This window comes from Petropleomorpha daqingensis (genome assembly GCF_013408985.1).
GTDB lineage: Bacteria > Actinomycetota > Actinomycetes > Mycobacteriales > Geodermatophilaceae > Petropleomorpha > Petropleomorpha daqingensis.
The window spans coordinates 1,440,563-1,463,336 of record NZ_JACBZT010000001.1 but is presented as its reverse complement, the minus strand read 5'-3'; the positions used below and the strand labels follow the sequence as shown (position 1 = coordinate 1,463,336).

25 protein-coding genes are annotated in these 22,774 nt (G+C 73.7%); 15 read left to right on the top strand and 10 right to left on the bottom strand.

What is annotated here, in order from left to right:
• The first annotated feature begins 11 nt into the window (after window positions 1-11).
• Complete coding sequence (locus GGQ55_RS07285) at window positions 12-359, top strand: YrdB family protein (RefSeq protein ID WP_179715784.1); 348 nt, start codon at window positions 12-14, stop codon at window positions 357-359.
• On the opposite strand, the gene GGQ55_RS07280 is transcribed toward GGQ55_RS07285, so the two are convergent.
• Complete coding sequence (locus GGQ55_RS07280) at window positions 337-903, bottom strand: hypothetical protein (protein ID WP_179715783.1); 567 nt, start codon at window positions 901-903, stop codon at window positions 337-339. The genes GGQ55_RS07285 and GGQ55_RS07280 overlap by 23 nt on opposite strands.
• 6 nt (window positions 904-909) lie before the next feature.
• Between GGQ55_RS07280 and GGQ55_RS07275 the strand changes: the two genes are divergently transcribed.
• Both GGQ55_RS07275 and GGQ55_RS07270 read left to right on the top strand, forming a co-directional pair.
• The gene (locus GGQ55_RS07275; protein ID WP_179715782.1) at window positions 910-1,485 is read left to right on the top strand and encodes an ASCH domain-containing protein; all 576 of its coding nucleotides are present in this window, start codon (window positions 910-912) and stop codon (window positions 1,483-1,485) included.
• 24 nt (window positions 1,486-1,509) lie between these two features.
• Window positions 1,510-2,832 carry a serine hydrolase domain-containing protein gene (locus GGQ55_RS07270; RefSeq protein WP_179715781.1) on the top strand — a complete coding sequence of 441 codons (1,323 nt, stop codon included), beginning with the start codon at window positions 1,510-1,512 and terminating at the stop codon, window positions 2,830-2,832.
• A 78-nt stretch (window positions 2,833-2,910) separates the two neighbouring features.
• Here GGQ55_RS07270 and GGQ55_RS07265 read toward each other — a convergent pair whose 3' ends face one another.
• A complete protein-coding gene (locus tag GGQ55_RS07265) occupies window positions 2,911-3,531 on the bottom strand; it encodes a pyridoxamine 5'-phosphate oxidase family protein (RefSeq protein ID WP_179715780.1) in 621 nt (206 codons plus the stop codon).
• A 13-nt stretch (window positions 3,532-3,544) separates the two neighbouring features.
• Window positions 3,545-4,012, bottom strand: a complete 468-nt coding sequence (locus GGQ55_RS07260) for a hypothetical protein (RefSeq protein WP_179715779.1) — start codon at window positions 4,010-4,012, stop codon at window positions 3,545-3,547.
• A 102-nt stretch (window positions 4,013-4,114) separates the two neighbouring features.
• On the opposite strand from GGQ55_RS07260, the gene GGQ55_RS26800 reads away from it, so the two are divergent.
• Window positions 4,115-4,321 carry a DUF3253 domain-containing protein gene (locus GGQ55_RS26800; RefSeq protein WP_366488919.1) on the top strand — a complete coding sequence of 69 codons (207 nt, stop codon included), beginning with the start codon at window positions 4,115-4,117 and terminating at the stop codon, window positions 4,319-4,321.
• On the opposite strand, the gene GGQ55_RS07250 is transcribed toward GGQ55_RS26800, so the two are convergent.
• Window positions 4,318-4,806, bottom strand: coding sequence for an Lrp/AsnC family transcriptional regulator (locus tag GGQ55_RS07250; protein WP_366488917.1), 489 nt, complete (start codon window positions 4,804-4,806; stop codon window positions 4,318-4,320). The genes GGQ55_RS26800 and GGQ55_RS07250 overlap by 4 nt on opposite strands.
• A gap of 216 nt (window positions 4,807-5,022) precedes the next feature.
• Here GGQ55_RS07250 and pdhA point away from each other — a divergent pair, with 216 nt between their 5' ends.
• The 4 genes from pdhA to GGQ55_RS07230 all read left to right on the top strand — a co-directional run bounded on the left by pdhA (window position 5,023) and on the right by GGQ55_RS07230 (window position 9,984).
• A complete protein-coding gene (gene pdhA / locus GGQ55_RS07245; protein WP_366488915.1) occupies window positions 5,023-6,207 on the top strand; it encodes a pyruvate dehydrogenase (acetyl-transferring) E1 component subunit alpha in 1,185 nt (394 codons plus the stop codon).
• On the top strand, window positions 6,207-7,187 hold the full coding sequence (locus GGQ55_RS07240; protein ID WP_179715776.1) for an alpha-ketoacid dehydrogenase subunit beta: 981 nt from the start codon (window positions 6,207-6,209) through the stop codon (window positions 7,185-7,187). Before pdhA ends, GGQ55_RS07240 begins: the two co-directional genes overlap by 1 nt.
• A gap of 2 nt (window positions 7,188-7,189) precedes the next feature.
• Window positions 7,190-8,722, top strand: coding sequence for a dihydrolipoamide acetyltransferase family protein (locus tag GGQ55_RS07235; protein ID WP_179715775.1), 1,533 nt, complete (start codon window positions 7,190-7,192; stop codon window positions 8,720-8,722).
• Window positions 8,723-8,799: 77 nt separating this feature from the next.
• Window positions 8,800-9,984 carry an AGE family epimerase/isomerase gene (locus GGQ55_RS07230; protein ID WP_179715774.1) on the top strand — a complete coding sequence of 395 codons (1,185 nt, stop codon included), beginning with the start codon at window positions 8,800-8,802 and terminating at the stop codon, window positions 9,982-9,984.
• Here the strand turns inward: GGQ55_RS07230 and GGQ55_RS07225 are convergent.
• Window positions 9,974-10,690, bottom strand: coding sequence for a hypothetical protein (locus GGQ55_RS07225; RefSeq protein WP_179715773.1), 717 nt, complete (start codon window positions 10,688-10,690; stop codon window positions 9,974-9,976). The genes GGQ55_RS07230 and GGQ55_RS07225 overlap by 11 nt on opposite strands.
• Before the next feature lie 119 nt (window positions 10,691-10,809).
• On the opposite strand from GGQ55_RS07225, the gene GGQ55_RS07220 reads away from it, so the two are divergent.
• Genes GGQ55_RS07220 through GGQ55_RS07210 form a run of 3 tightly spaced genes read left to right on the top strand, consistent with a single transcriptional unit; the run spans window position 10,810 to window position 13,216 of the window.
• A complete protein-coding gene (locus tag GGQ55_RS07220) occupies window positions 10,810-11,472 on the top strand; it encodes a response regulator transcription factor (RefSeq protein ID WP_179715772.1) in 663 nt (220 codons plus the stop codon).
• Window positions 11,469-12,710, top strand: a complete 1,242-nt coding sequence (locus GGQ55_RS07215) for a sensor histidine kinase (RefSeq protein WP_179715771.1) — start codon at window positions 11,469-11,471, stop codon at window positions 12,708-12,710. Before GGQ55_RS07220 ends, GGQ55_RS07215 begins: the two co-directional genes overlap by 4 nt.
• Before the next feature lie 44 nt (window positions 12,711-12,754).
• Window positions 12,755-13,216, top strand: coding sequence for an SRPBCC family protein (locus tag GGQ55_RS07210; RefSeq protein WP_179715770.1), 462 nt, complete (start codon window positions 12,755-12,757; stop codon window positions 13,214-13,216).
• A gap of 63 nt (window positions 13,217-13,279) precedes the next feature.
• Here the strand turns inward: GGQ55_RS07210 and GGQ55_RS07205 are convergent, their stop codons facing one another.
• From GGQ55_RS07205 to GGQ55_RS07190, 4 genes are all read right to left on the bottom strand, one after another.
• Complete coding sequence (locus GGQ55_RS07205) at window positions 13,280-13,540, bottom strand: HPr family phosphocarrier protein (RefSeq protein WP_179715769.1); 261 nt, start codon at window positions 13,538-13,540, stop codon at window positions 13,280-13,282.
• A 62-nt stretch (window positions 13,541-13,602) separates the two neighbouring features.
• Window positions 13,603-15,720 (bottom strand): PTS fructose transporter subunit IIABC, encoded by a 2,118-nt coding sequence (locus tag GGQ55_RS07200; protein ID WP_179715768.1) that lies wholly within the window; start codon window positions 15,718-15,720, stop codon window positions 13,603-13,605.
• An 18-nt stretch (window positions 15,721-15,738) separates the two neighbouring features.
• Window positions 15,739-16,746 (bottom strand): 1-phosphofructokinase family hexose kinase, encoded by a 1,008-nt coding sequence (locus GGQ55_RS07195; RefSeq protein ID WP_179715767.1) that lies wholly within the window; start codon window positions 16,744-16,746, stop codon window positions 15,739-15,741.
• Window positions 16,743-17,510, bottom strand: coding sequence for a DeoR/GlpR family DNA-binding transcription regulator (locus GGQ55_RS07190; RefSeq protein ID WP_179715766.1), 768 nt, complete (start codon window positions 17,508-17,510; stop codon window positions 16,743-16,745). Before GGQ55_RS07190 ends, GGQ55_RS07195 begins: the two co-directional genes overlap by 4 nt.
• Window positions 17,511-17,691: 181 nt before the next feature.
• Between GGQ55_RS07190 and ptsP the strand changes: the two genes are divergently transcribed.
• The 4 genes from ptsP to GGQ55_RS07170 all read left to right on the top strand — a co-directional run bounded on the left by ptsP (window position 17,692) and on the right by GGQ55_RS07170 (window position 22,212).
• Window positions 17,692-19,380, top strand: coding sequence for a phosphoenolpyruvate--protein phosphotransferase (ptsP, locus tag GGQ55_RS07185; protein WP_179715765.1), 1,689 nt, complete (start codon window positions 17,692-17,694; stop codon window positions 19,378-19,380).
• A gap of 130 nt (window positions 19,381-19,510) precedes the next feature.
• Window positions 19,511-20,272 (top strand): hypothetical protein, encoded by a 762-nt coding sequence (locus GGQ55_RS07180; protein WP_179715764.1) that lies wholly within the window; start codon window positions 19,511-19,513, stop codon window positions 20,270-20,272.
• Window positions 20,273-21,033: 761 nt separating this feature from the next.
• Window positions 21,034-21,789, top strand: coding sequence for an SDH family Clp fold serine proteinase (locus GGQ55_RS07175; RefSeq protein ID WP_179715763.1), 756 nt, complete (start codon window positions 21,034-21,036; stop codon window positions 21,787-21,789).
• Window positions 21,790-22,056: 267 nt separating this feature from the next.
• Window positions 22,057-22,212, top strand: coding sequence for a hypothetical protein (locus tag GGQ55_RS07170; protein WP_179715762.1), 156 nt, complete (start codon window positions 22,057-22,059; stop codon window positions 22,210-22,212).
• 79 nt (window positions 22,213-22,291) lie between these two features.
• Here GGQ55_RS07170 and GGQ55_RS07165 read toward each other — a convergent pair whose 3' ends face one another.
• Window positions 22,292-22,759 carry a DUF4396 domain-containing protein gene (locus GGQ55_RS07165; protein WP_179715761.1) on the bottom strand — a complete coding sequence of 156 codons (468 nt, stop codon included), beginning with the start codon at window positions 22,757-22,759 and terminating at the stop codon, window positions 22,292-22,294.
• Window positions 22,760-22,774 lie beyond the last annotated feature (15 nt).

The window sequence follows — 22,774 nt, the reverse complement described above, 5'->3', positions numbered from 1 at the left end:
CGATCGACACGATGCAGATCCGGTCCTGGCTGTGGGCGACCGTCGCGTTCGCCGCCGAGCTCGCGTCCCTGGCCGCGCTGGCCGTCGCCGGGTGGGCGCTGCCCGCCCCGACGGCGCTGCGCGTGCTCGCCGCGATCGGGTTCCCGCTGGTCGCCGCCGTCCTCTGGGGCCTGTTCGCCGCCCCGCGGTCGGTCGTCCACGTCCCGGCGCTCGCCGTCGTCACCAAGGTCGTGGTGCACGGCGCGGCCGTGCTGGCGCTCGTCCTGCTCGGGCACCCGGTGCTCGCCGTCGTCCTGGCCGTCGCCGCCCTGCTGGGGGCGACGCTGTCCCGGCCGGTCATCGTCCCGGCGGCAGGCTGACGCGCTGCAGCAGTCCCCAGACGAACTCCGTGCGCGTGCCGTCGGCGAGGTGCACCTCCCAGCGCGTGGCGACGCCGGGGTCGACGCTGACCGCGCCGGGCAGGTCGACGACGTCGTCCAGCACGTGCTCCCAGACCCGCAGCCGGCGGCCCGCCGCCGGCGGCACGATCGACCACGGTGCGCGCACCAGGTGCTCCTGGAGCACCTCGCCGCCCGGGGCGGTGAGCACCTCCCAGTAGAGCTGCGGCCACAGCGGCAGCGGCCAGCGGTGCACCTCGAGGTCGAGATCGCCGAAGCGGCGGTCCTCGATCTCGTCGGGCGGCCCGAGGACGGCGGTCCGCAGCGCCAGCCCGCGCGGGGCGCGCCGTGAGTGCTGCAGCGCCTGCCAGCGGGTGTGCGCCGCGTTCGCCTGGCCCTTCGTCGCGCGCAGCCGCGGCAGCGCCTCGGCGACCAGATCCGGGCGCAGATCGGCCATCCGACGCAGCAGCACGAGGCAGAACTCGCGGCGGGCCAGCCCCTTCACGGGAGCCGACCCTGCCAGCATGCTCCGGTGCTCATCGACCGGGCCACCGCGCAGGGCATCGCCGACGGCACGGTCACGCTCGCCTTCCGCCGCTGGGACCGGCCGCGGATGCGACCCGGGAGCCGGCAGCGCACCGGGGCCGGGGTGGTCGAGATCGTCTCCGTCGCGGAGGTCGATCCAGGCTCGCTGACCGAGGACGACGCCCGCGCGGCCGGCGTGGCATCCCTCGCGCGGCTGCACCGCCTGCTCGACCGCCGTCCCGGGCCCGCGCTGTACCGGATGCAGGTCCGGTGGGCCGGTCCCGATCCGCGGGTGGCCCTGCGCGCCGAGGCAGCGCTCTCCGCCGCCGACCGCGCGGAGATCGACCACCGCCTGGGCCGGCTGGACACCGCCCGGGACGTGCCCTGGACGCGCGAGGTGCTGCGGCTGATCGCCGAGCGTCCCGGCGTGCGGGCGCCCGACCTCGCCGCCGGGCTGGGGCGGGACACCCTGGCGTTCAAGCGGGACGTCCGCAAGCTCAAGGAGCTCGGCCTCACGCACAGCCTCGAGGTCGGCTACGAGCTCTCGCCGCGCGGGACGGCGTACCTGGACGGCGGCGGCTGAGGCCGCTCAGTACGGTCCCCTGTCATGGCCGAACCCGTGCTGCCGACCACCGCCCGCCGGCTCCTCGCCCGCCTCGCGCGCGCCCAGCGCGACGGGCGGGCGCCGAGCCTGGTCGCCGGCGTGGTCCGCGACGGGGGGCTGGCCTGGTCCGCGGGGCGTGGTGCGGTGCCCGAGCCGCACACCGACGTTCAGTACCGCCTGGGTTCGATCAGCAAGACCGTGACCGCGATCGTCGTGATGCGGCTGCGCGACGAGGGCCGCCTCCGGCTCGACGACCCGCTGGAGAAGCACCTGCCCGGCACCCCGCTGGGCGACCGCACCCTGGGCCAGCTGCTCGCGCACCTGGCCGGCGCGTCGGCCGAGTCCCCGGGCGACTGGTGGGAGCGCACGCCCGGCGGCACGCTCGCCGATCTGCAGCTCGAGGAGGACGACGTCGTCCTGGGCGCCGCCCGCCGGTTCCACTACTCCAACCTCGGCTTCGGCCTGCTCGGCGAGCTCGTCGCGCGGGTGCGCGGGGCGTCGTGGGACGACGTCGTCGACCGCGAGGTGCTGGCCCCGCTCGGCATGGCCCGGACGACGCCGCGCCCGGTGCCGCCCGCGGCCGCCGGCATCGCGGTGCACCCGTGGGCCGACGTCGTCCTGCCCGAGCCCGAGCACCACGCCGGGATCATGGCCGCGGCCGGCCAGCTCTGGGCGCCCCTGACCGATCTCGCCCGGTTCGCGGTGTTCCTGCTCGGCGACACCGGTGACGTCCTGTCCGCGGCGACGCTGGCGGAGATGGCCGAGCCGGCCGGCGTGGACTCCTCGGCACCAGGCTGGTCGGCGTACGGGCTGGGCCTGCAGGTGCTGCGGGTCGACGACCGGACGCTGATCGGCCACGGCGGCTCGATGCCCGGGTTCCTGGCCGGGGTCTTCGTCGACCGCGACGAGCAGACCGGCGGTGTCTCGCTGGCCAACACGACGGCCGGTCTCGACACGGTGATCCCGGGGATGCTGGCCGATCTGCGGGCCTCGGAGCCGCGGATCGTGGAGGCCTGGGTGCCGTCGCCGCCGCCGGTCGACCTGGACGTGCTCGGCGTCTGGTTCTGGGGGCCGGCGCCGCACCTGCTGCGCGCGGTGCCGGGTGGGCTGCTGCACCTCGGCCCGCTGCCCGGCCGCGGCGGCCGGGCCAGCCGGTTCACCCGTCGTCCGGACGGCACCTGGCTGGGCCTCGACGGCTACTACGCGGGCGAGACCCTGCGGATCGCCGACGACCACCTCGACCTGGGCACGTTCATCTTCACGCGGTCGCCGTACGACCCGGCCGCGCCCGTGCCCGGCGGCGTCGACGAGTCCGGCTGGCGCTAGGCCTGCGGACCCCCAGGCATGGGAAGCCATACATGCGTTCTGGCGCCCGAAACGCACGTATCGCTTCCCATGCCTGGGTCAGGACGACGGGTAGAGGCCGGCGGTGTAGGCCTCGCCGTAGTAGCGCTCGAGGTCGGGCAGCGACTCGCCGGCGCGCTCCTGCCGCTGGGCGATGCGCGCCCGTGACGGGACCGCGTCGGGCGCCCAGGTCTCCGGCTCCCACAGCCGCGAGCGCAGGAACGCCTTCGCGCAGTGGAAGAAGACCTCCTCCACGTCCACGACGAGCGCGAGGATCGGGCGGTGACCCTGCTCCACCATGCGGTCGAGCAGCGCCTCGTCGCGCACCAGCCGGGCGCGGCCGTTGATGCGCAGCGTGTCGCCCCGGCCGGGGAGCAGGTACACCAGGCCGACGTGCGGGTTGGTCAGGATGTTCCGGTAGCCGTCGGCCCGGCGGTTGCCGGCCCGCTCGGGCAGCGCGATCGTCCGCTCGTCCAGGACGACGGTGAAGCCCGGCGGGTCCCCCTTCGGCGAGACGTCGCAGCGCCCGTCCGCGTCGCTGGTGGCGACCAGGCAGATGGGTGCGGCGGCGAGGAACTGCCGGTCGAACTCGTCGAGCGCCGGGCGCTCCTTGGTGGCCACGCGGGGCAGCGGATGACCGAGCAGCTCGCGCAGCTCCGCCTCGCTGGTGATCTCCTGCACCGCGCCAGTCTGCTCAGCGGCGCGGGAAGGCGTCCATCGTCGTCGTCAGGACCAGCCCGTAGACCAGGTGCGGGACGACGTCGCTGAGCCAGTCCGTCGCCGACCAGGTCCGCGGATCGGTGATGCCGAGCACCGTCATCGGCCCGTTCGCCGCGACCAGCACGCCGGCCGTCGTCAGCAGCGTGCCCGACCGGAAGCCCGCCGCCCGCGCCAGCCCCGCCACCACACCGACGCCGACCCCGGCCACCAGCCCGGTCAGCGGCCCGAGGCCCTGCACGCGGTTGTGCCGGTGCTCCGCGTCGCCCGGGATCGCCACGTGCGCCTTCTCGGCCAGCTTCTCCACCGTGCGCTCCGGCGTGGAGCTGACCCCGCGCCCGCGGACGGCCATGTCGAGGTAGGTGACCGCGTTCAGCGCGGTGGTCGCCGCGGCGCCGGCCGCCGCGCCGCGCAGGGTCCAGCCGAGCGGGCCGATCGTCGCCATGCGCCCGGGGCTACCCCCGCCTGGCGGCCCGCACGCCCGGCACGCAGGCAGGTGACGTGATGGAGCGGCCCCGTCCCGAGGCTCGCCCCGAGCGTGCGAGGGGTGAGGAGGACGGGGTCCTTCGACTGCCCTTCCGACGCGGCCCGCGCGGTGGATCCCGAGGACTGGCGCCGGCTGATGCCCGCCGCGCGCGAGGCCGCCGGGCGGCTGGCCGCCGCGGGGGACGTGGAGGTCACCCAGCGGGGCGCGGTGGTCGACGTCGCGACCGCCCGCGGGCCGGTCCGCATCCGCCGGCCGAGCCGGAACTAGCCCGTCGCGGCCCCGTCGACTCCGGCCGAGCGCTCCAGCAGCGGCGCGATGCGGTGGTCGACGAACCGGCGCAGCGCCAGCGCCGTGTCGGTGCGCTGCACGCCCGGGATGGCGAGCACCTGCTCGGTGATCCGCCACAGGTCGTCGGCGTCCCGGGCCGCGACCTCGACCAGCAGGTCGACGACCCCGGACAGCCCGATCACCTCGAGCACCTCGGGGATGTGCGCGAGGGCGTCGCTCACCTCGGCCAGGCTGCGCTGCACCACCTGCACGGTGACGTAGGCGCGCAACCGGTAGCCGAGGGCCTCGGGGCGCACGCGCCGCTCGAAGGGGGCCAGGACGCCGCTCTGCTCGAGCCGGGCCAGCCGGGCCTGCACCGTGTTGCGGGCCAGCCCCAGCCGCTGGGAGAGCGCCATGACGCTGGCGCGCGGGTCCTCGTTCAGGGCCAGCAGCAACCGGGCGTCGGTGGCGTCGACGTCGGGCACGCTGCTCAGTCTGACATGCGTGGACGTCCTACTAATAGGCATCGTGCGCAATTTCCTGTGACGACCTTGCGCAGATCGCCCGTAGGTGGTGTTGTCCACGCACGGGGTTGTCGTGTCACCATGTGTGAGTGGCACCACACCCCGGTGCCACGTGACGTCCAGCACCGAGGCCGCCGGAGACCCCGGCCCCACGGCAGACGGCGAGGGAGTTCGCTTGTGACTGCGCTGCACCATGCGACCGAAGTGGTCGACCCGGTACCCGGGGCGGAGGCGCCCCATCTGCCCCAGCAGCCGGAGCTGGTGCAGCTGCTGACACCGGAGGGCGAGCGGGTCGAGCATCCCGAGTACTCGATCGACATCTCCGAGGACGAGCTGCGCTCGCTCTACCGCGACCTGACCCTGGTCCGCCGCTGGGACGTCGAGGCCACCGCGCTGCAGCGCCAGGGCGAGCTCGGCATCTGGGCGTCGCTGCTGGGCCAGGAGGCGGCGCAGGTCGGCGCCGGCCGCGCCCTCGCCGCCACCGACATGGCCTTCCCGACCTACCGCGAGCACGGCGTCGCCTGGGTCCGGGGTGTCGACCCGCTCGACGTGATCAGCCTGTTCCGCGGCGTGGACAACGGCGGCTGGGACCCGGTGGCCACCGGCTTCAACCTCTACACCGTGGTCATCGGCGCGCAGTGCCTGCACGCGACCGGCTACGCCATGGGCGTGCAGCGCGACAGCGCGGACAGCGCCGTCCTGGCCTTCCTCGGCGACGGGGCCACCAGCCAGGGCGAGGTCAACGAGTCGCTGATCTGGGCGGCGACCTTCTCCGCCCCGGTCGTCTTCTTCTGCCAGAACAACCAGTACGCGATCAGCGTGCCGATCGAGCGCCAGTCCCGCGTGCCGCTGTTCCAGCGGGCCGCCGGCTTCGGCTTCCCCGGCGTCCGGGTCGACGGCAACGACGTCCTCGCCGTCCTGGCCGTGACGAAGGCGGCGCTCGCCGCCGCCCGCGAGGGCCAGGGCCCCACCTTCATCGAGGCGTTCACCTACCGCATGGGCGCGCACACCACCTCCGACGACCCGACCCGCTACCGGCTGGCCAGCGAGCTGGAGGAGTGGAAGCTGCGCGACCCGATCGCCCGGCTCAAGGCCTACCTCTCCCGCACCGGCATCGCCGACCACGACTTCTTCGACTCCGTCGAGGCAGAGGCCGACGAGCTCGCCGCCCGGATCCGCACGGGCACCGTCGAGATGGTCGATCCGCCGGGCACCTCGATGTTCGACCACGTGTACGCCGAGCAGACCCCGGAGCTGGCCGCCCAGCGCGCGGAGTTCGCCGAGTACCACGCCTCGTTCGCCGACGGCGGGCACGACCGGCCCGACGAGGTCACCCCCGGCCCCGGAGAGGACGTCTTCTGATGAGCACCGAGACGCTCACCATCGGCAAGGCGCTCAACCTCGGCCTGCGCCGGGCCATGGAGGACGACGCCAAGGTCGTGCTCATGGGCGAGGACATCGGCAAGCTCGGCGGTGTCTTCCGCATCACCGACGGCTTGCAGAAGGACTTCGGGGACGACCGCGTGGTCGACACCCCGCTGGCCGAGGCCGGCATCCTCGGCACCGCGGTCGGCCTGGCCATGCGCGGCTACCGGCCGGTCTGCGAGATCCAGTTCGACGGCTTCGTCTTCCCGGCCTACAACCAGATCGTCACCCAGGTCGCCAAGATCCACGCCCGCTCGCGGGGCAAGCTGGCGATGCCGATCGTCATCCGGATCCCGTTCGGTGGCGGCATCGGCGCGGTCGAGCACCACAGCGAGAGCCCCGAGGCGTACTTCGCGCACACGGCCGGCCTCAAGGTGGTCGCCGTCTCCAACCCGGTCGACGCCTACTGGGGCATCCAGCAGGCCATCGCCCACCCCGACCCGATCGTCTTCCTCGAGCCCAAGCGGCGGTACTGGGAGAAGGCGCCGGTCGACACCGACGCGACCCCCGAGCCGCTGTTCGCCTCGCGCGTCGTCCGCGGCGGGGACGACCTCACCGTGCTGGCCTACGGCCCGATGGTCAAGACGGCGCTGCAGGCCGCCGAGGCCGCGGCCGAGGAGGGCCGCTCGCTCGAGGTCGTCGACCTGCGCACCCTCTCGCCGCTGGACCTCGACCCGGTGTTCGAGTCGGTGCGGCGCACCGGTCGCTGCGTCGTCGTCCACGAGGCGCCGGTGACGCTCGGGCTCGGGTCGGAGATCGCCGCGCGGATCACCGAGCAGTGCTTCTACTCCCTGGAGGCGCCGGTCCTGCGGGTCGGCGGCTACGACACGCCCTACCCGCCGTCGAAGCTCGAGGAGGAGTACCTCCCCGACCTCGACCGCGTGCTCGACGCCGTCGACCGCGCCCTGGGGTTCTGAGCATGGCGCTGCGTGAATTCCGGCTGCCCGACGTCGGCGAGGGGCTGACCGAGGGCGAGATCCTGCAGTGGCTGGTCGCCGTCGGCGACACGGTCACGATCAACCAGCCGCTGTGCGAGGTGGAGACGGCGAAGGCGGCCGTCGAGCTGCCCTCGCCGTACGCCGGCACGGTCGCCGAGCTGAAGTTCGAGCCCGGGACGACGGTCGACGTCGGCACGCCGATCATCACGATCGACACCGGCGGCGACGCAGCTCCCGCCCCCGTCGCGCCGGCCGCCCCGGCCTCGGCCCCGGCTTCGTCCTCGGCCGAGGCCGAGCCCGCCGCCGGGCTGATCGGCGGTCCGGCCCCGGGTGGGCGCACGTCGGTGCTGGTCGGCTACGGCCCGAGGAACACCGAGGCCAAGCGGCGGCCGCGGCGCACCGGCGCTGTGTCATCGGGAGGGTCATCCGCCCGCGCCACCGCCGTCCTGCCCGAGGCCGACTACGGCTCCGGGCCGGATCACCCGCCGCTGCTGGCCACCGCCCCCGATGCGACCGTGAAGCCGGTCCGGCACGGCGGGCTGGAGATCGGCCGCGCGGTCGAGGCGCACGTCGCCGTCGAGGAGGCCGCGCCGGCCCGGCCGGCCGAGCACGGGCATGGCCGGCTGCGCCCGCTGGCCAAGCCGCCGGTGCGCAAGTACGCCAAGGACCGAGGGGTCGACCTGACCCTCGTGCGCGGCAGCGGCGAGGACGGCGTCATCACCCGCGCCGACGTCGACGCCGCCCTGTCCACCCCCGTCGAGGCCCCCGAGCGCGGTCATGCACGCGAAACCGCGGGTGGTTATGCGCGCGAAACCGCGGGGGAGCAGCGGATCCCGATCAAGGGGGTGCGCAAGCACACCGCGGCGGCGATGGTGGCCAGCGCGTTCACCGCGCCGCACGTCACGGAGTTCCTGACCGTCGACGTCACGCGGATGATGAAGCTGCGCACCCGGCTGGCGGCCCGCCCCGAGCTCGCCGGGCTCAAGATCAGCCCGCTGCTGTTCGTGGCCAAGGCGCTGCTCCTGGCGGCGAAGCGGCACCCCATGGTCAACAGCTCGTGGGACGAGGCGGCGCAGGAGATCGTCGTCCACGGGCAGGTCAACCTCGGCATCGCCGCGGCCACCCCGCGCGGGCTCGTCGTCCCCAACATCAAGGACGCCGACCGGCTGTCGCTGGCCGAGCTGGCCGGGGCCCTGGCCGAGCTGACCGAGACCGCGCGCGCCGGCAAGACCTCGCCCGCGGACATGACCGGCGGCACGATCACGATCACCAACGTCGGCGTCTTCGGCGTCGACACCGGCACGCCGATCCTCAACCCCGGCGAGTCGGCGATCCTGGCCTTCGGCGCGATCCGCGAGATGCCGTGGGTGCACAAGGGCAAGCTCGCCGTACGGCAGGTGACCCAGCTCGGGCTGTCGTTCGACCACCGGATCATCGACGGCGAGCTCGGCAGCCGGTTCCTCGCCGACGTCGGCGCCCTGCTGCACGATCCGGGGACCGCGCTGGCCTTCTGACCGGCGATCATGGCGTCGCGACCACCGATTCGGTCAGGATCGGGGTCGCGACGCCATGATCACGGGAGGAGCCAGACGTGACCGAGCTGGACCGGCTGCTCGACTTCGCGGCCCGCTCGCGGCTGCCCGAGGGCGGCTTCGGCTACCTGCTGGACGACGGCTCGGTCGACCCGGCCCGCGGGCAGGAGACCTGGATCGTCGCGCGGATGACGCACGTCTTCGGCCTGGCCCACCTGCTGGGCCGGCCGGGTGCGGCGGAGCTGGCGCGGCACGGCGTCCTCGCCCTGACCGAGGGCCCGCTGCACGACGAGGAGCACGGCGGCTGGTCCGCGAGCACGGCCGACCCCACCAAGGCCGCGTACGTGCACGCCTTCGCCGTCCTCGCCGGCGCGACCGCCACCACCGCCGGGATCGAGGGCGGCCGGCCGCTGCTCGCCGAGGCGCTCGGCACCTGGCTCGGCCGGTTCTGGGACGACGACGCCGGGATGGCCGTCGAGGAGTGGGACGCCGCCTGGACGACGCTGTCGGACTACCGCGGCGTCAACGCGAACATGCACGGGGTCGAGGCGGTGCTCGCCGCCGCGGATGCGCTGGACGCCGTCGCCGACGACGCCGTCGGCGCGGCGACCGAGCTGCGCGCGCACGCCCTCCGGACGACGGAGCGCGTGGTCCACGGCTGGGCCCGCGAGCGCGACTGGCGGCTGCCCGAGCACTACTCGACCGACTGGGTGCCCCTGCCCGAGTACAACCGCGACCGCCCGGCCGACCCCTTCCGGCCGTACGGCGTCACCGTGGGCCACCAGTTCGAGTGGTCGCGGCTGGCGCTGCACCTGCGCGCGGCGCTCGACGACCCGCCCACCTGGCTCCTCGACGACGCCATCGGGCTGTTCGAGGCGGCGGCACGACGCGGCTGGGCCGCCGACGCGCACGACGGCTTCCCGTACACGCTGGACTGGGACGACCGGCCGGTCGTCGTCGCCCGGATGCACTGGGTGCTCTGCGAGGCGGTGGCCGCCGCGGCCGCGCTGGCGGAGGTCACCGGGCAGGACCGCTACCGGCGGCTGGCCGAGCGCTGGCGGGCGCACGGCGAGGAACGCTTCGCCGACCCGGCCACCGGCAACTGGCACCACGAGCTCACCCCGACCGGCGAGGTCGGCACCGGCACCTGGGTCGGCCAGCCCGACGCCTACCACCTGGCCCAGATGCTGCTGCTCGACGGCCGGCCGGTCCGCGGCAGCCTGGCCGCCGCGCTCAGCCGCTGACCGCGGTCAGCGCCTCCCGCTCGCTGCCGCCCGAGGTCTGCAGGCTGAGCACCTGCCCCACGCCGGGCACGTAGAACTTCAGCTCCGCGACGTCGGGCTCGAGCGGCGTGGTCTCCCGCGTGAGCAGCGCGCCGGTGTACGTCCCGGTCGGGGTCTGCACCTTCTCGTCGGTGGAGAGCACCACGGCCCGGTCCTCGGCCTCGCCCTTCCGGTACTCCTGGCGGTAGGCCAGCCCCGGCCGGGGGTCGGCCGGGACGGCGATGCCGGGCTGGGCGCCGTCGACCCCGGCCTCCCACGAGCCCTCCGTGGACTGCGGCTCACCCGGCGGGTACTCCGTGGTCTGCTCGCCCATGTACCAGACGTTCCCGTCGGCGTCCTGCGCGTAGTAGTCGCGGGTGTCCTCGGCGACCGCGCCGTCCTGGGTGACCACGTCGTGGACCACGCGAGCCGTGATCCCGGCGGCCACCCGGTAGGTCTCGTCGAGGACGGTGACCTCCACGTGCTGCGCCGTCCCGTCCGCGTCGACCGACTCGTAGACCCACCGCGTCCCCGGGCGCAGCGGCCAGTACCTGTTGTCGACGTCGGCCGTGAACGTCGCCGGGTCGAGGTGCACCGGCTCGCCCCCGCGGGGCAATGCGGCCCGAGCCGATCCGCACCCGGCCAGCCCCACGACGGCCAGGACGACGAGCGCCGGTCGGACCCGCATCGGAACCCCTCCTCGCGCCGGCGATCTGCGATCACGATCGTGCGCGGGGCGGTTGACGGGGAGCTGACCGGTTCAGCTCCGCGTCAGGTCCGGGGTGCGACCCTGCGCGTGGAGGACGCATGAAGCTGCTGCTGGTCGACGACGACGCCGTCCTCACCACGGCGCTGCGCCGGGGGCTGACCGCTGAGGGGTTCACGGTGGAGGTCGCCGCCGACGGCCGGGAGGGGCTGTGGCGCGGGCGCGAGGGCGGCCACGACCTGATCGTGCTGGACCTCCTGCTACCGGGCCTCAACGGCTACCGGGTCTGCGCGCAGCTGCGGCGCGACGGCGTCCGGACGCCGATCCTCATGCTCACCGCCAAGGACGGCGACCTCGACGAGGCCGAGGGGCTCGACACCGGCGCCGACGACTACCTGCGCAAGCCGTTCTCCTTCGCGGTGCTGGTCGCCCGGCTGCACGCCCTGCTGCGCCGCGCCGCGCTCGGCGATCCGCCGCCGCTCGAGGTCGGACGGCTGCGGCTCGACCTCCCGGCCCGCCGCGCGGAGCTGGCCGGCGCCGAGCTGCCCCTCACCGCGCGCGAGTTCGACCTGCTCACCTACCTGGTCCGGCGGCCCGGGCGGGTCCTCTCCAAGCAGGACCTGCTCGCCGGGGTGTGGGACGACGCGTTCGAGGGCGATCCCAACGTGGTCGAGGTCTACGTGGCCCGGCTGCGCCGCAAGCTGGGGCAGGGCGGCCCGCGGATCGACACGCTCCGCGGGGCGGGCTACCGGTTCGGGCCGTGAGCCTGCGGCTGCGGGTGACCGCCGTGGCCGCCGCGGCGGTGCTCGCCGTGCTGACGATCGCGGGGATCGCGCTCGGCCTCGCGCAGCGCGCCACCCTGACCGACCAGCTGGACGAGACGCTGCTCGACCGGGCCGCCGCGGTCGCCCTCCAGGTCCAGACCGGCCAGCCGGCCGACGGGATCGCGTCCGAGGACGTCACCGTCCAGGTGGTGTCCGGGGACGGGACCGGCACGCCCTCCGTCAGGGACGGGACGACGCCGGCCGGGGCGCCCGCGCGCGTCGCCTCCCGGCCCGTGGACGGCCGCACGGTGGTCGTCACCGGCAGCCTGGAGGACGTCGAGGACAGCGTCCGCGCGCTGCGGGACGGGCTGCTGCTCGCCGTCCCGGGAACGACCGCCGTCCTGGCCGGGCTGGTCTGGCTGCTCGCCGGCCGGGTGCTGCGCCCGGTCGACCGCATGCGCGCCGAGGTGGACCGCATCTCCGCCCAGCGGCTTGACCGGCGCGTGCCCGAGCCGGCCACGGACGACGAGATCGCCCGGCTGGCCCGCACGATGAACGCGATGCTCGACCGGCTCTCCGACGGGGCCGAGCGGCAGCGGCGGTTCGTCGCCGACGCGGCGCACGAGCTGCGGACGCCGCTGGCCCGCATCCGCACCCAGCTGGAGGTGGACCGCGCCCACCCCGGGACGGCGGATGCCGCGGTCACCTCCGCCTCGGTGCTGGCGGAGACCGAGCGGATGCAACGGCTGGTCGACGACCTGCTGCTGCTCGCCCGCAGCGACGCGGGGGCCGGCGGCCTGCGTGCGGCGGGCCCGGTGGACCTCGACGAGGTCGTGGCGGAGCAGGCCCGCGGCCGGCCGTTGGTCGACTGCAGCCGCGTCGTCCCGGTCCAGGTCGCCGGCGACCCGGTCGAGCTCGAGCGGGCGGTGGCGAACCTCCTCGACAACGCCGTCCGGCACGCGCGGACGCGGGTGACCGTCACGCTGGCCGAGGCGGACGACGCCGCCGTCCTCACCGTGGCCGACGACGGCCCCGGGATCCCGGAGGCCGCCCGCGAGCTGGTGTTCGAGCGGTTCACGCGGCTCGACGAGGCCCGCGCGGTCGACGACGGCGGCGCCGGGCTCGGGCTGGCCATCGCCCGCGACATCGCCGAGCGGCACGGCGGGCGGCTCGCCCTGACGGGCGGTTCGGACTTCGTCCTGACGTTTCCGCTGCATAGGGGCGCGCCGGCTGGGTAGGTCGTGCACGACCGAATGACCCCGAAGCCCGAGGAGGATCCCCCGTGGCCAGCGTGCAGGAAGCCATCGACGTCGACGTCCCGATCCGCGTCGCCTACGACCAGTGGACGCAGTTCGAGTCGTTCCCCGAGTTCATGGGCGGCGTCGAGCGGATCACGCAGACCGACGCGCGGCACACCCACTGGGTGACGAACATCGACGGCGTCAAGCGGGAGTTCGACACCGAGATCACCGAGCAGAACCCCGACGAGCGGGTGGCGTGGACCTCGACCGGCGGTGAGGCCAAGCACGCCGGTGTCGTCACGTTCCACAAGCTCGACGACGCCAAGACCCGCGTGATGATCCAGATCGACTGGGAGCCCGAGGGCCTGGTGGAGAAGGCGGGCGCCGCGCTCGGCTTCGACGACCGTCAGGTCAAGGCCGACGCCCAGCGGTTCAAGGAGTTCATCGAGAGCCGCGGCACCGAGACCGGGGCCTGGCGCGGCGAGGTCCCGCGCGAGGGCTGAGCCACCGCACGACCGACGCCCCGCCCCCTGCGCTCAGGGGGCGGGGCGTCGGCTGTTGTCCGGCTATTCGGCGTCGAGGTCCTGCTGGACCATGCCGGCGATCTGCTCCAGCACGGCCGGGTCGTCGCTGCTCACGATGACCTCGGCGCCCTGCTTCGCGCCGAGGGTCATGATCATCAGCGGTGAGCCGGCGTCGATGGCGTTGCCACCGGGCGTGGCCAGGGTGACGGGGACGCCGGCCTTGCCGACGGCCTCGGCGATCAGGGCGGCAGGCCGGGCGTGCAGGCCGACGCGGGACCCGACGGTGACGGTCTGACTGGGCATCGATGCCTCTTCCTCGTTCGCGAACGGTGTGGTCGGGACGGTAACGGGGACGACGCGGCCTGTCAGGCCGTCGCCGTCTGCGGGGACGGGGGCGCGGCGTGCACCGGGCTGTGCGCGTGCTCGAGGTCGACGGCGTCCTCGGGGACCTCCGCCGCCTTCGTGCGCCCGATGTTCTTGGCGACGATCACGGCGGCGGCGCCCACGACGGACCCGATCGCGATGGCGAGCAGCCACACGAAGAACCCGGTGATCGCGAAGAACACGACGACGCCGCCGTGCGGGGCCTTCGCCTCGACCCCGCTGGCCGCGATGATCGCCCCGGTCGTCGCCGAGCCGAGCATGATCGAGGGGATCACGCGGATCGGGTCGGCCGCGGCGAACGGGATCGCGCCCTCCGTGATGAACACCAGGCCCAGCAGCCAGGAGGCCTTGCCCTGCTCGCGCTCGGCCGGGGTGAACACCTTGGGACGGGCGAAGGTGGCCAGCGACAGCGCGATCGGCGGCACCATGCCGGCACCCATGACCGTGGCCATGATCACCAGCGGACCGGTGTTGGTGGTCGGGTTGGAGATCCAGCTGGCCAGGCCCGCGGTGGCGAAGGCGTAGGCGGCCTTGTTGACCGGGCCGCCCATGTCGAAGGCCATCATCAGGCCGAGCAGGATGCCGAGCAGCACCGCGGAGGCACCGGACAGGCCGTTGAGCCAGTTCGTCAGGCCGCTGATGGCGGCGGCGAGCGGGCGGCCGAGGAAGAGCACCATGAGGCCGCTGGCGATCAGCGTGGCGAACAGCGGGATGATCACGACCGGCATCAGCCCGCGGAGCACGCGGCCGACCTTGATCCGGGAGACCCAGAGGGCCGCGAAGCCGGCGATCACGCCGCCGACCAGGCCGCCGAGGAAGCCCGCGTTGACCGTGACGGCGACCAGGCCCGTGATGAACCCGGGGGCGAGTCCGGGCCGGTCGGCGATCGCGTACGCGATGTAGCCGGCCAGTGCCGGGACGAACAGCGAGAAGGCCAGCGAGCCGATGAAGAAGCACATCGCGCCGAGGTAGCCGGCGAGCCCGCCGTGCAGGTCGGCGACGTTGCTGGTGGGCAGATCCCACAGCGCGTTGTTGAGCACCCACTCCTTGGCGTAGGAGTTCCCGGCCTTGGAGGCGGGGTCGGTGAGCGCGACGGGGTAGCCGGCCAGCAGAAAGCCCAGTGCGATGAGCAGGCCACCCGCCGCGATGAACGGGATCATGTAGCTGACGCCGGTGAGCAGCCAGCGGCGGATCTCCGCACCGGTGCTCGGCTTGCCGGCGCCCGACGACGGGGCGGCCGCGGCGGCACCCGAGCCCGGCACCCGGCGGGCGTTCGGGTCGTCGGCGGCGGCGAGGGCCTCGGCGACCATCTTGTCTGGCTCGTTGATCGCCCGCTTGGTGCCGGACTGGATGACCGGCTTGCCGGCGAACCGGTCCTGGTCCCGCACGCCGACGTCGACGGCGAAGATCACCGCGTCGGCCGCGCGGATCACCGCCGGGTCGAGCGGGGTAGCCCCCGAGGAGCCCTGCGTCTCGACGTGGACGTCGACCCCCGCCGCCTTCGCGGCGGCGGAGAGCTTGTCGGCGGCCATGTAGGTGTGCGCGATGCCGGTCGGGCAGGCGCTGACGACGACGAGGCTGCGCGTCGCCGCCTCGGGAGCAGGCGCGGCGGCCGGCGCGGCCGGGGGAGCGGCGACCGGAGCCGGCTCGGGCGCGACGACCTCCTGCACCAGCGCGACGATCTCGTCGGCGGTGCCGGCGGCGCGCAGCGACTCGACGAACTCCGGCCGGACCAGCGCCCGGGCCAGGGCGGTGAGCAGCGTCAGGTGGTCGGCGTCGCCGTGCGCGGGGGCGGCGATGAGGAAGACCAGCGAGGCCGGGCCGTCCGGCGCGCCGAAGTCGACGGCGGGGGAGAGCCGGGCGAAGCCGAGCGAGGCCTGGGTGACGGCCTCCGAGCGGCAGTGCGGGATGGCGATCCCGCCGGGCAGCCCGGTGGCGGCCTGCGCCTCGCGGGCCATGGCGTCGGCGTGCAGCGCGTCGGCGCTGGTGGCGCGACCGGCATCGGCGACCAGAGCGGCCAGCCGGCGCACGACGGCGTCCTTGTCGGGACCGAGGTCGGCGTCGAGCGCCACCAGGTCGCGGGTGATCAGTTCGGGCATGAGGAGGTTCCCCCTGGCTCAACGGGCGTCCCGGCCGGCGGCCGGGACGGGGTGGGCGGCGGTGCTGGCGCCGGCGATCCCGGCGGTGACCCGAACTGCTGGACCGTCCACCTGGGCCGGGGTGGGAACGGCGGATCCGGGGAGCGACGCGCTGGCCGCCCCGTAGGCGACCGCGGCGCGCAGCCGCTCGGCGGGCGGCTGCCCGTCCAGGTCAGCGAGCAGGTAGCCGGCGAGGCTGCAGTCGCCGGCGCCGACGGTGCTGCGGACGGTGATCCGCGGCGGCTGCGCCGACCACACGCCCTCGGCCGTGGAGAGCACCGCACCGTCGGCGCCGAGGGTCAGCAGCACCTCGGCGACCCCGCGCTCGTGCAGCGTGCGGACGGCGGCCAGCGCGGCGTCCGGGTCGGCGAGCACCTCGGCCTCGGCGACGCCGGCCAGCTGGGCCAGCTCCTCGGCGTTGGGCTTGGCCAGGTCGGGCGCGGCGTCGGGGCCCGCGGCGAGCAGGGCCAGCAGCGGCGCCTCGGAGGTGTCGACGGCGATCCGCGCGCCGGTGCCGCGCAGCGAGCGGACCAGCGTCGCGTACCAGTCGACCGGCGTGCCGGGCGGCAGCGAGCCGGAGAGCACCACCCAGCGGGCGCCGGTGGCGTGCTCGTGCAGGGTGGCCTCGAGCGCGGCGCGGGTGGCGTCGTCGAGGGCGACACCGGGCTCGTTGAGCTTGGTCGTCGTCCCGTCGGGCTCGGCGAGGGTGTAGTTGGTGCGCACCGGCGCGGTCACCGGCACCGTGGCCAGCGGGAGGCCGCGGTGGCGCAGCTCGGTGACGATCGGGTCGTCGTCCGCGGCGGGCAGCACCGAGACGACGTCGGCGCCGGCTGCGGCGAGCGCGCGCGAGACGTTGACGCCCTTGCCTCCGGGCTCGGTCGAGCTGGCGCCGAGGCGGACGACGCCGCCCCGGTCGACCGGCCCGGGGAGGGCGAGCGTGCGGTCGAGGCTGGGGTTCGCGGTCAGGGTCACGACGCGGCCGGTCACGCCACCACCACCTCGATGCCCGCCTGCTCCAGCTCGCTGACGTCGGCCGGGTCGGCCTCGGCGTCGGTGACCAGCACGTCGACGTCCTCCAGGGCGGCGAACCGGACCAGGTGCTCCCGGCCGAGCTTGCTGGAGTCGGCGAGCACGACCGACCGCTGCGCCGCGCGCACCATCGCCCGCTTGGTCGCCGCCTCCGCCTCGTCGGGCGTGGAGAAGCCGTGCGCGACGCTGATCCCGTTGGTGCCCAGGAAGACGACGTCGACCCGCAGGTCGGCCAGCGCGCGGACCGTCGAGTCGCCGACGGCGGTCTGCGTGATGCCGCGGACCCGGCCGCCGAGCACGTGGAGGGTGACGCCGGTGGGAACCGACAGCCGGGTGGCGATGGGCACGGAGTTGGTCGCGACGTACAACCGCCGGTCGACGGGCAGGACGTCGGCCAGCGCCGCGGTGGTGCTGCCGCCGTCGAGGATCAGGCTGCCGTCGGTACCGGGCAGCAGGTCCAGGGCCGCGGCGGCGATCTTGCGCTTCTGCTCCGTGCGGGTGCCGTGCCGCTCGCCGAGGCCGGGCTCGACGAGGGCGAGCGCGCCGGCGGGGACGGCGCCGCCGTGCACCCGGCGCAGCGTGCCCGCCCGCTCGAGCAGGGCGAGGTCGCGGCGGACGGTCTCCGTGGTCACGCCGAACTCCTCGGCGACCGCCGCGACTTGCACCCGGCCGCGCTCGGCGACCAGCGTGGCGATCGCGTGCTGGCGTTCCTCGGGGTACACGGCCCTCACCTCCTCCGTGGGCGGCACCACACCGGCTGTCCGATTGTGTGGTTTTCGCGTTGTGATGGTGTTGTTCTATGCCCGATTGGGTTGACAAGTCAAGACCTGTTCGTGACTCTGGTCACCGACGGACGACGGAGTCCGCCGGCCGCCCTCCCGCCGCCCAGCCCTCGGAGCGAACATGTCCACCACCGCTTCCGGCACCACCGCCGTCCTCACCGGCACCCCCGTCGTGCCCGGTGTCGCCCTCGGCCCGGTCATCCGCCCCTCCGGCGCCGTCCGCCTGCCGTCGGAGGACCAGCCCGCGGTCCCCGAGGAGCGCCGGGCCATGGAGAAGGCGCGCTTCACCGCCGCGGCGGAGAAGGTCGCCGAGCGCCTGGAGCACCGCGCCGGCGCCGCGACCGGTGTCAGCGCCGAGGTGCTGACCGCGACCGCCGGCCTGGCGCGCGACCGCGGTCTGCTGTCGGCCGTCGAGCAGCGCATCGACGGCGGGGCGGCGGCCGAGGTGGCCACCCTGCAGGCCGCGCAGCAGTTCGTCGACCTGTTCACCTCGCTCGGTGGTGTCATGGCCGAGCGGGCCACCGACGTCCGCGACGTCCGCGACCGGATCGTCGCCGAGCTGACCGGCCAGGGCGAGCCCGGCGTCCCGGTGCCGGACGAGCCCTCGATCCTGCTGGCCGACGACCTCGCCCCGGCCGACACGGCCGGGCTCGACCCGGCACGCGTCGTGGGGCTGGCCACGCGGCTGGGCGGCACGACCAGCCACACCGCGATCATCGCCCGCCAGCTCGGGCTGCCCTGCGTCGTCGCGGTGGGCGGGCTCGACGACGTCCCCGCGGGCGTGACCGTGCTGCTCGACGGCGAGCAGGGCACCGTCACCGTCGACCCCGATCCGGACGAGGCGCGCGGCCGCGTGGCGGCGGCGCGGATCGCCGCCGAGGCGCTGGCCGGCTACGAGGGCCCGGCGACCACCCGCGACGGCCACGCCGTGCAGGTGCTCGCCAACGTCCAGGACGGCGCCGGCGCCCGCGCCGCGGTGGCCGCGCATGCCGAGGGAGTCGGGCTGCTGCGCACCGAGCTGGCCTTCCTCGGGCACGCCGACGAGCCGTCGGTCGAGGAGCAGGCGAAGGGCTACGCCGAGGTCTTCGAGGCCTTCGCCGGCCGTAAGGTCGTGCTGCGCACGCTCGACGCCGGTTCGGACAAGCCCCTGGCCTTCGCCACCCTGCCCGACGAGGCGAACCCCGCCCTCGGCGTCCGCGGGCTGCGCATCGCCCGCCAGGACGACGGCATCCTGGAACGCCAGCTCGACGCGGTCGCGCAGGCGGCACGCGAGACGGCGTCGACCCCCTGGGTGATGGCGCCGATGGTCGCCACCGAGGCCGAGGCGGCGGACTTCGCCGCCCGGGTGCGCGGCCGCGGCCTGGTGCCCGGCGTGATGATCGAGGTGCCGTCGGCGGCGCTGCTGGCCGGCCGGCTGCTCGACCACGTCGACTTCCTGTCGATCGGCACCAACGACCTGTCGCAGTACACCCTCGCCGCCGACCGGCTCTCCGCCGACCTGGCCGACCTCACCGATCCGTGGCAGCCGGCGCTGCTCGAGCTCGTCCGCATCACGGCCGAGGCGGGGCAGCGCAAGGGCAAGCCGGTCGGGGTCTGCGGCGAGGCGGCCGCCGATCCGCTGCTGGCGATCGTGCTGGTGGGGCTGGGGATCACCTCGCTGTCCTGCGCGGCCTCCGCCGTGCCGGCCGTCGGGGCCCGGCTGGGCACCGTCGATCTGGCCACCTGCCGGGCCGCGGCGGCCGCCGCGCTGGCCGCCGCCGACCCCCAGGAGGCGCGCTCCGCCGTCCGGGAGCTGCTCGACGCTGGATAAGCTGGCGCCTGCAAGCGATACGAAAGTCTGGCCGACTATCGCGCCCTTGCTTCTCTCCCCTGGACAGACCTCATTGTTCCGGTACCGTCCGTCCGGCGTTGTGTACGTGGACGGCAGACGGGGAGAGTTTGTGAAGCGCGGCCCCCGGTTGATCACCAAGGTCGCTGGAGCTGTCGTTGCTGCCGGCGGCAGCACGCTCCTGGCACTGAACGGTGCCCATGTCGTCACGCTCACGCCTACAGCGGTCGTGGCAGCTGCAGCGGCCACTGGGGTGGTTGCTGTGGGTACGGCGGGTACGTCGGCGTTCGGGCAGTACCGGGGAGACCGTCGCCAAGCAGCTGAGCAGAGCGCCGCCTACATCGTTCGGCCAGCGCTTCTCGAACTTAGCGTCAAGGCCAACCTGGACCTCCGGAAGCTCGGTATCAGCGTCTGGCTGGTGAGACACCGCATGTGGCGCACGGATGTGCTGGATCGCCTGCTCCGTGAGCGGCCGTCCTTCTCGCCGGCCGCAAGCAAGATCAAGTGGACGGTTGGTAAAGGGATCATTGGACGGTGCGTCCAGGACGGGGCGGACTTCGGCGATGATGTCGCACAGAGTCACGGACCGTTCATGAACGCGACAGAGGCTGAGTGGTTGGCGGCGCCTGAGGGTGTGCGTCTCGGGCTGTCCTTCGCAGACTTCCGAGCTTTACGTGGCAAGTACGGGGCCGTCGTAGCGACTCCGCTTGTCGACGACACGAAGAACCCTGCCAAGGTCGTCGGCTGCCTGGCCCTAGATGGCCCCGCGGGCAGCTTTGATCAGCTGTGGCAAGATGAGATCAGGAGTTTCCTGGCCGCCGCCGGCGTTGGAGTCATACGCCAGCTACGTAGTGCTGGGTATCTCCCCAACTAGGAGGTGATCCGCGTGAGACGTGCGGACGAGGCTGTGAACGGGCCGACGAAGGCTGCTCACGGCGGCGCGTCGGTGCGGACGGCCCCGCGTATCTGGAGCGGGACCATGCCGGCGCCGCTATTGCGCTCGATGGCTGAGCTCGGCGTGCCGGGTGACGTGGTTGCGCGGGTGGCAGGAGACAACAACAGAGCCGCAGTGAAGCGGACGGGACATCACGGTAGGTAACGACCGGAGAGTCTGCGGGGTCCTGTCGTACCCCGGGAACATGCTCCGTGCATGAGCGACTTGACGTCGTGGGTACTGCCGAGAACAGTCCTGCTCAGCTCTACGGATCTTGTCCTTGCGCAATCGACGTACGGGGAGCGCGATCAATGCCGGATAGGCAAGTCATCGAGGGGCATCTCGAGGACTCCGCGGATGTGGACGTGAGTCCCAAGCGGGCACGGGGGACAGTTACCGTTAGCGACCGCAAGATGACTCGGGGCAGCCGAGAGCGTCGTGGATTGACCACCGAGATCAGTCAGTCACGGCTCGCCAAGCGTGCGGCCACGGGGCAGCCGTTGGTGCGAGGAACTTTCTCAGGGACGTCGTTCAGCAAGCGTCGGGGCTAGCCTATGTCTGGGGCGCCTGATGAAGGCATCGCTCCCCTTCGGTCCGACGGGTCGCCCCTTACCCCTCTCTACGGGGCGCAACATGCCGGTCGATACGAGCGGCAGCGTCTGATTCGGGAGTACGAGGCAGCCTTCGACTGTCGGCTCATCGTGGTTATCGGGCCCTTCACCGACGCCTTCCCCACCTACTTCGAAGAGTTGGTTCACGATGCCAACCCGGACGAAGACCTGCACCTGTTACTTGATAGTCCTGGGGGCAGCGCGGACGTGGCCTTGAGGCTGCTCCGCTCCGCCCAGGCCCGGTGCCGTGAGCTGACAGTCATCGTGCCGGACCAAGCCAAGAGCGCGGCCACCCTCATCTGCTTGGGGGCGCACCAACTGCTCCTCGGCCCCACAAGTGACCTCGGGCCGGTCGATCCCCAGTTCCAGGCAGCAGACGGCTCCTTGATCAGTGCCAAGAACATCATCGCCGCCTGGGACTCGGCCCTGGAGTATGTGCGAGGTGAGGCCGCAGCAAGTTCGCTGGTCGAGCACATGCTCCGGGGCTACGACCTTCTTGATGTCCAGACCGCTAAGTCAGCGCTCAACGACACCGAGAGGCAGATGCGAACCGCCCTTGCGGCCTGCTCGGGGCGTGATGCGGCGCAGGTGGACGAGCTGTTCCGTAACCTGGTTGGTCCTCTGAAGGACGCCCCAGACAGTCACGCAGCCGTCTTCACCGCCGAGGAAGCCCAGGCCTGTGGGTTACCAGTCACGTTCGCTACTGCGGGTGACCGCAGATGGTCCTACGCGTGGCAGTTGTGGGCCAGGTATTTCGAGCTTGAAGCTTTCGTCGTCTTCGAGGGCAGGATCGCGTCTCAGGTCATCCCCCGGGCGCCGAGCTTCAGTCAGGACGACGACTCGTAGCCGCCTGCCGGCGGTCGGGGCCCGGCTGGGCACCGTCGATCTGGCCACCTGCCGGGCCGCGGCGGCCGCCGCGCTGGCCGCCGCCGACCCCCAGGAGGGGCGCTCCGCCGTCCGGGAGCTCTTGGGCGGGTGAGGGAACTCACCCGAAGGGGTGACGTATCCACGGCGATTCTTCAGTCTCACCTAGGTTTCTTCGGAATATCCTCTAGTACGCCTGCATTAGAGTGGGTGTCACAACGGGAGAACTTCCAGAAGGAGCACAGAGAGATGAGCAGCGTGAGGTCCAGCTGGCGTGAGCGTCGCCTCGTGGCGCGGACGCGGCGGGCGATCGACCGCGCCCTCGCCCAGAACTACAGCCCCGCGATGCGGGAGGAGCTGCTGACGCTGGCCAACAGCGCGCAGTTCCGCAACCTCCCGCGCTGAGAGCGGCGCCGTCCACGACGGCGCGCCTCGGCAGTTCCACGGCCCCCGGCTCCTTTCGGAGCCGGGGGCCGTGTCGCGTTCAGTGGTGGCCGGGGACCACCGCGTGGCCCTTGCCGCGAGCGATCAGCCAGCGGTTCACCGGCGTGGTGACGACGAAGGCGACCGCCAGCGAACCGGCCAGCGAGCCCCAGAACAGGACCGACGTGAGGCCGGCGGCCATCGCCCCGGGGACGGCCAGCACCACGGCGTTGTCCACGACCTCCATGACGGCGATCGAGACGGTGTCCGCCGCCAGGGCGACCTTGAGCGCCTGGGCGAACGGCAGGCCGCCGCGCAGGACGCCGCGCATGGTCAGCGCGTAGCCGAAGACGAAGGCCAGCGCGATCGACAGGGCCACGGTGGTCCCGTTCGACAGGCCGGCCGCGGTGCCGATCACCATGCCGAGGACCTCGCCGATCGCGCAGCCGGTCAGGCAGTGCAGCGTCGCCTGGGCGGCCATCCGCCAGCTCGCTCCGGAGCGGGTCGCCGAACCGTCGTGGGTGTGCATCGGAACCTCCTGTGT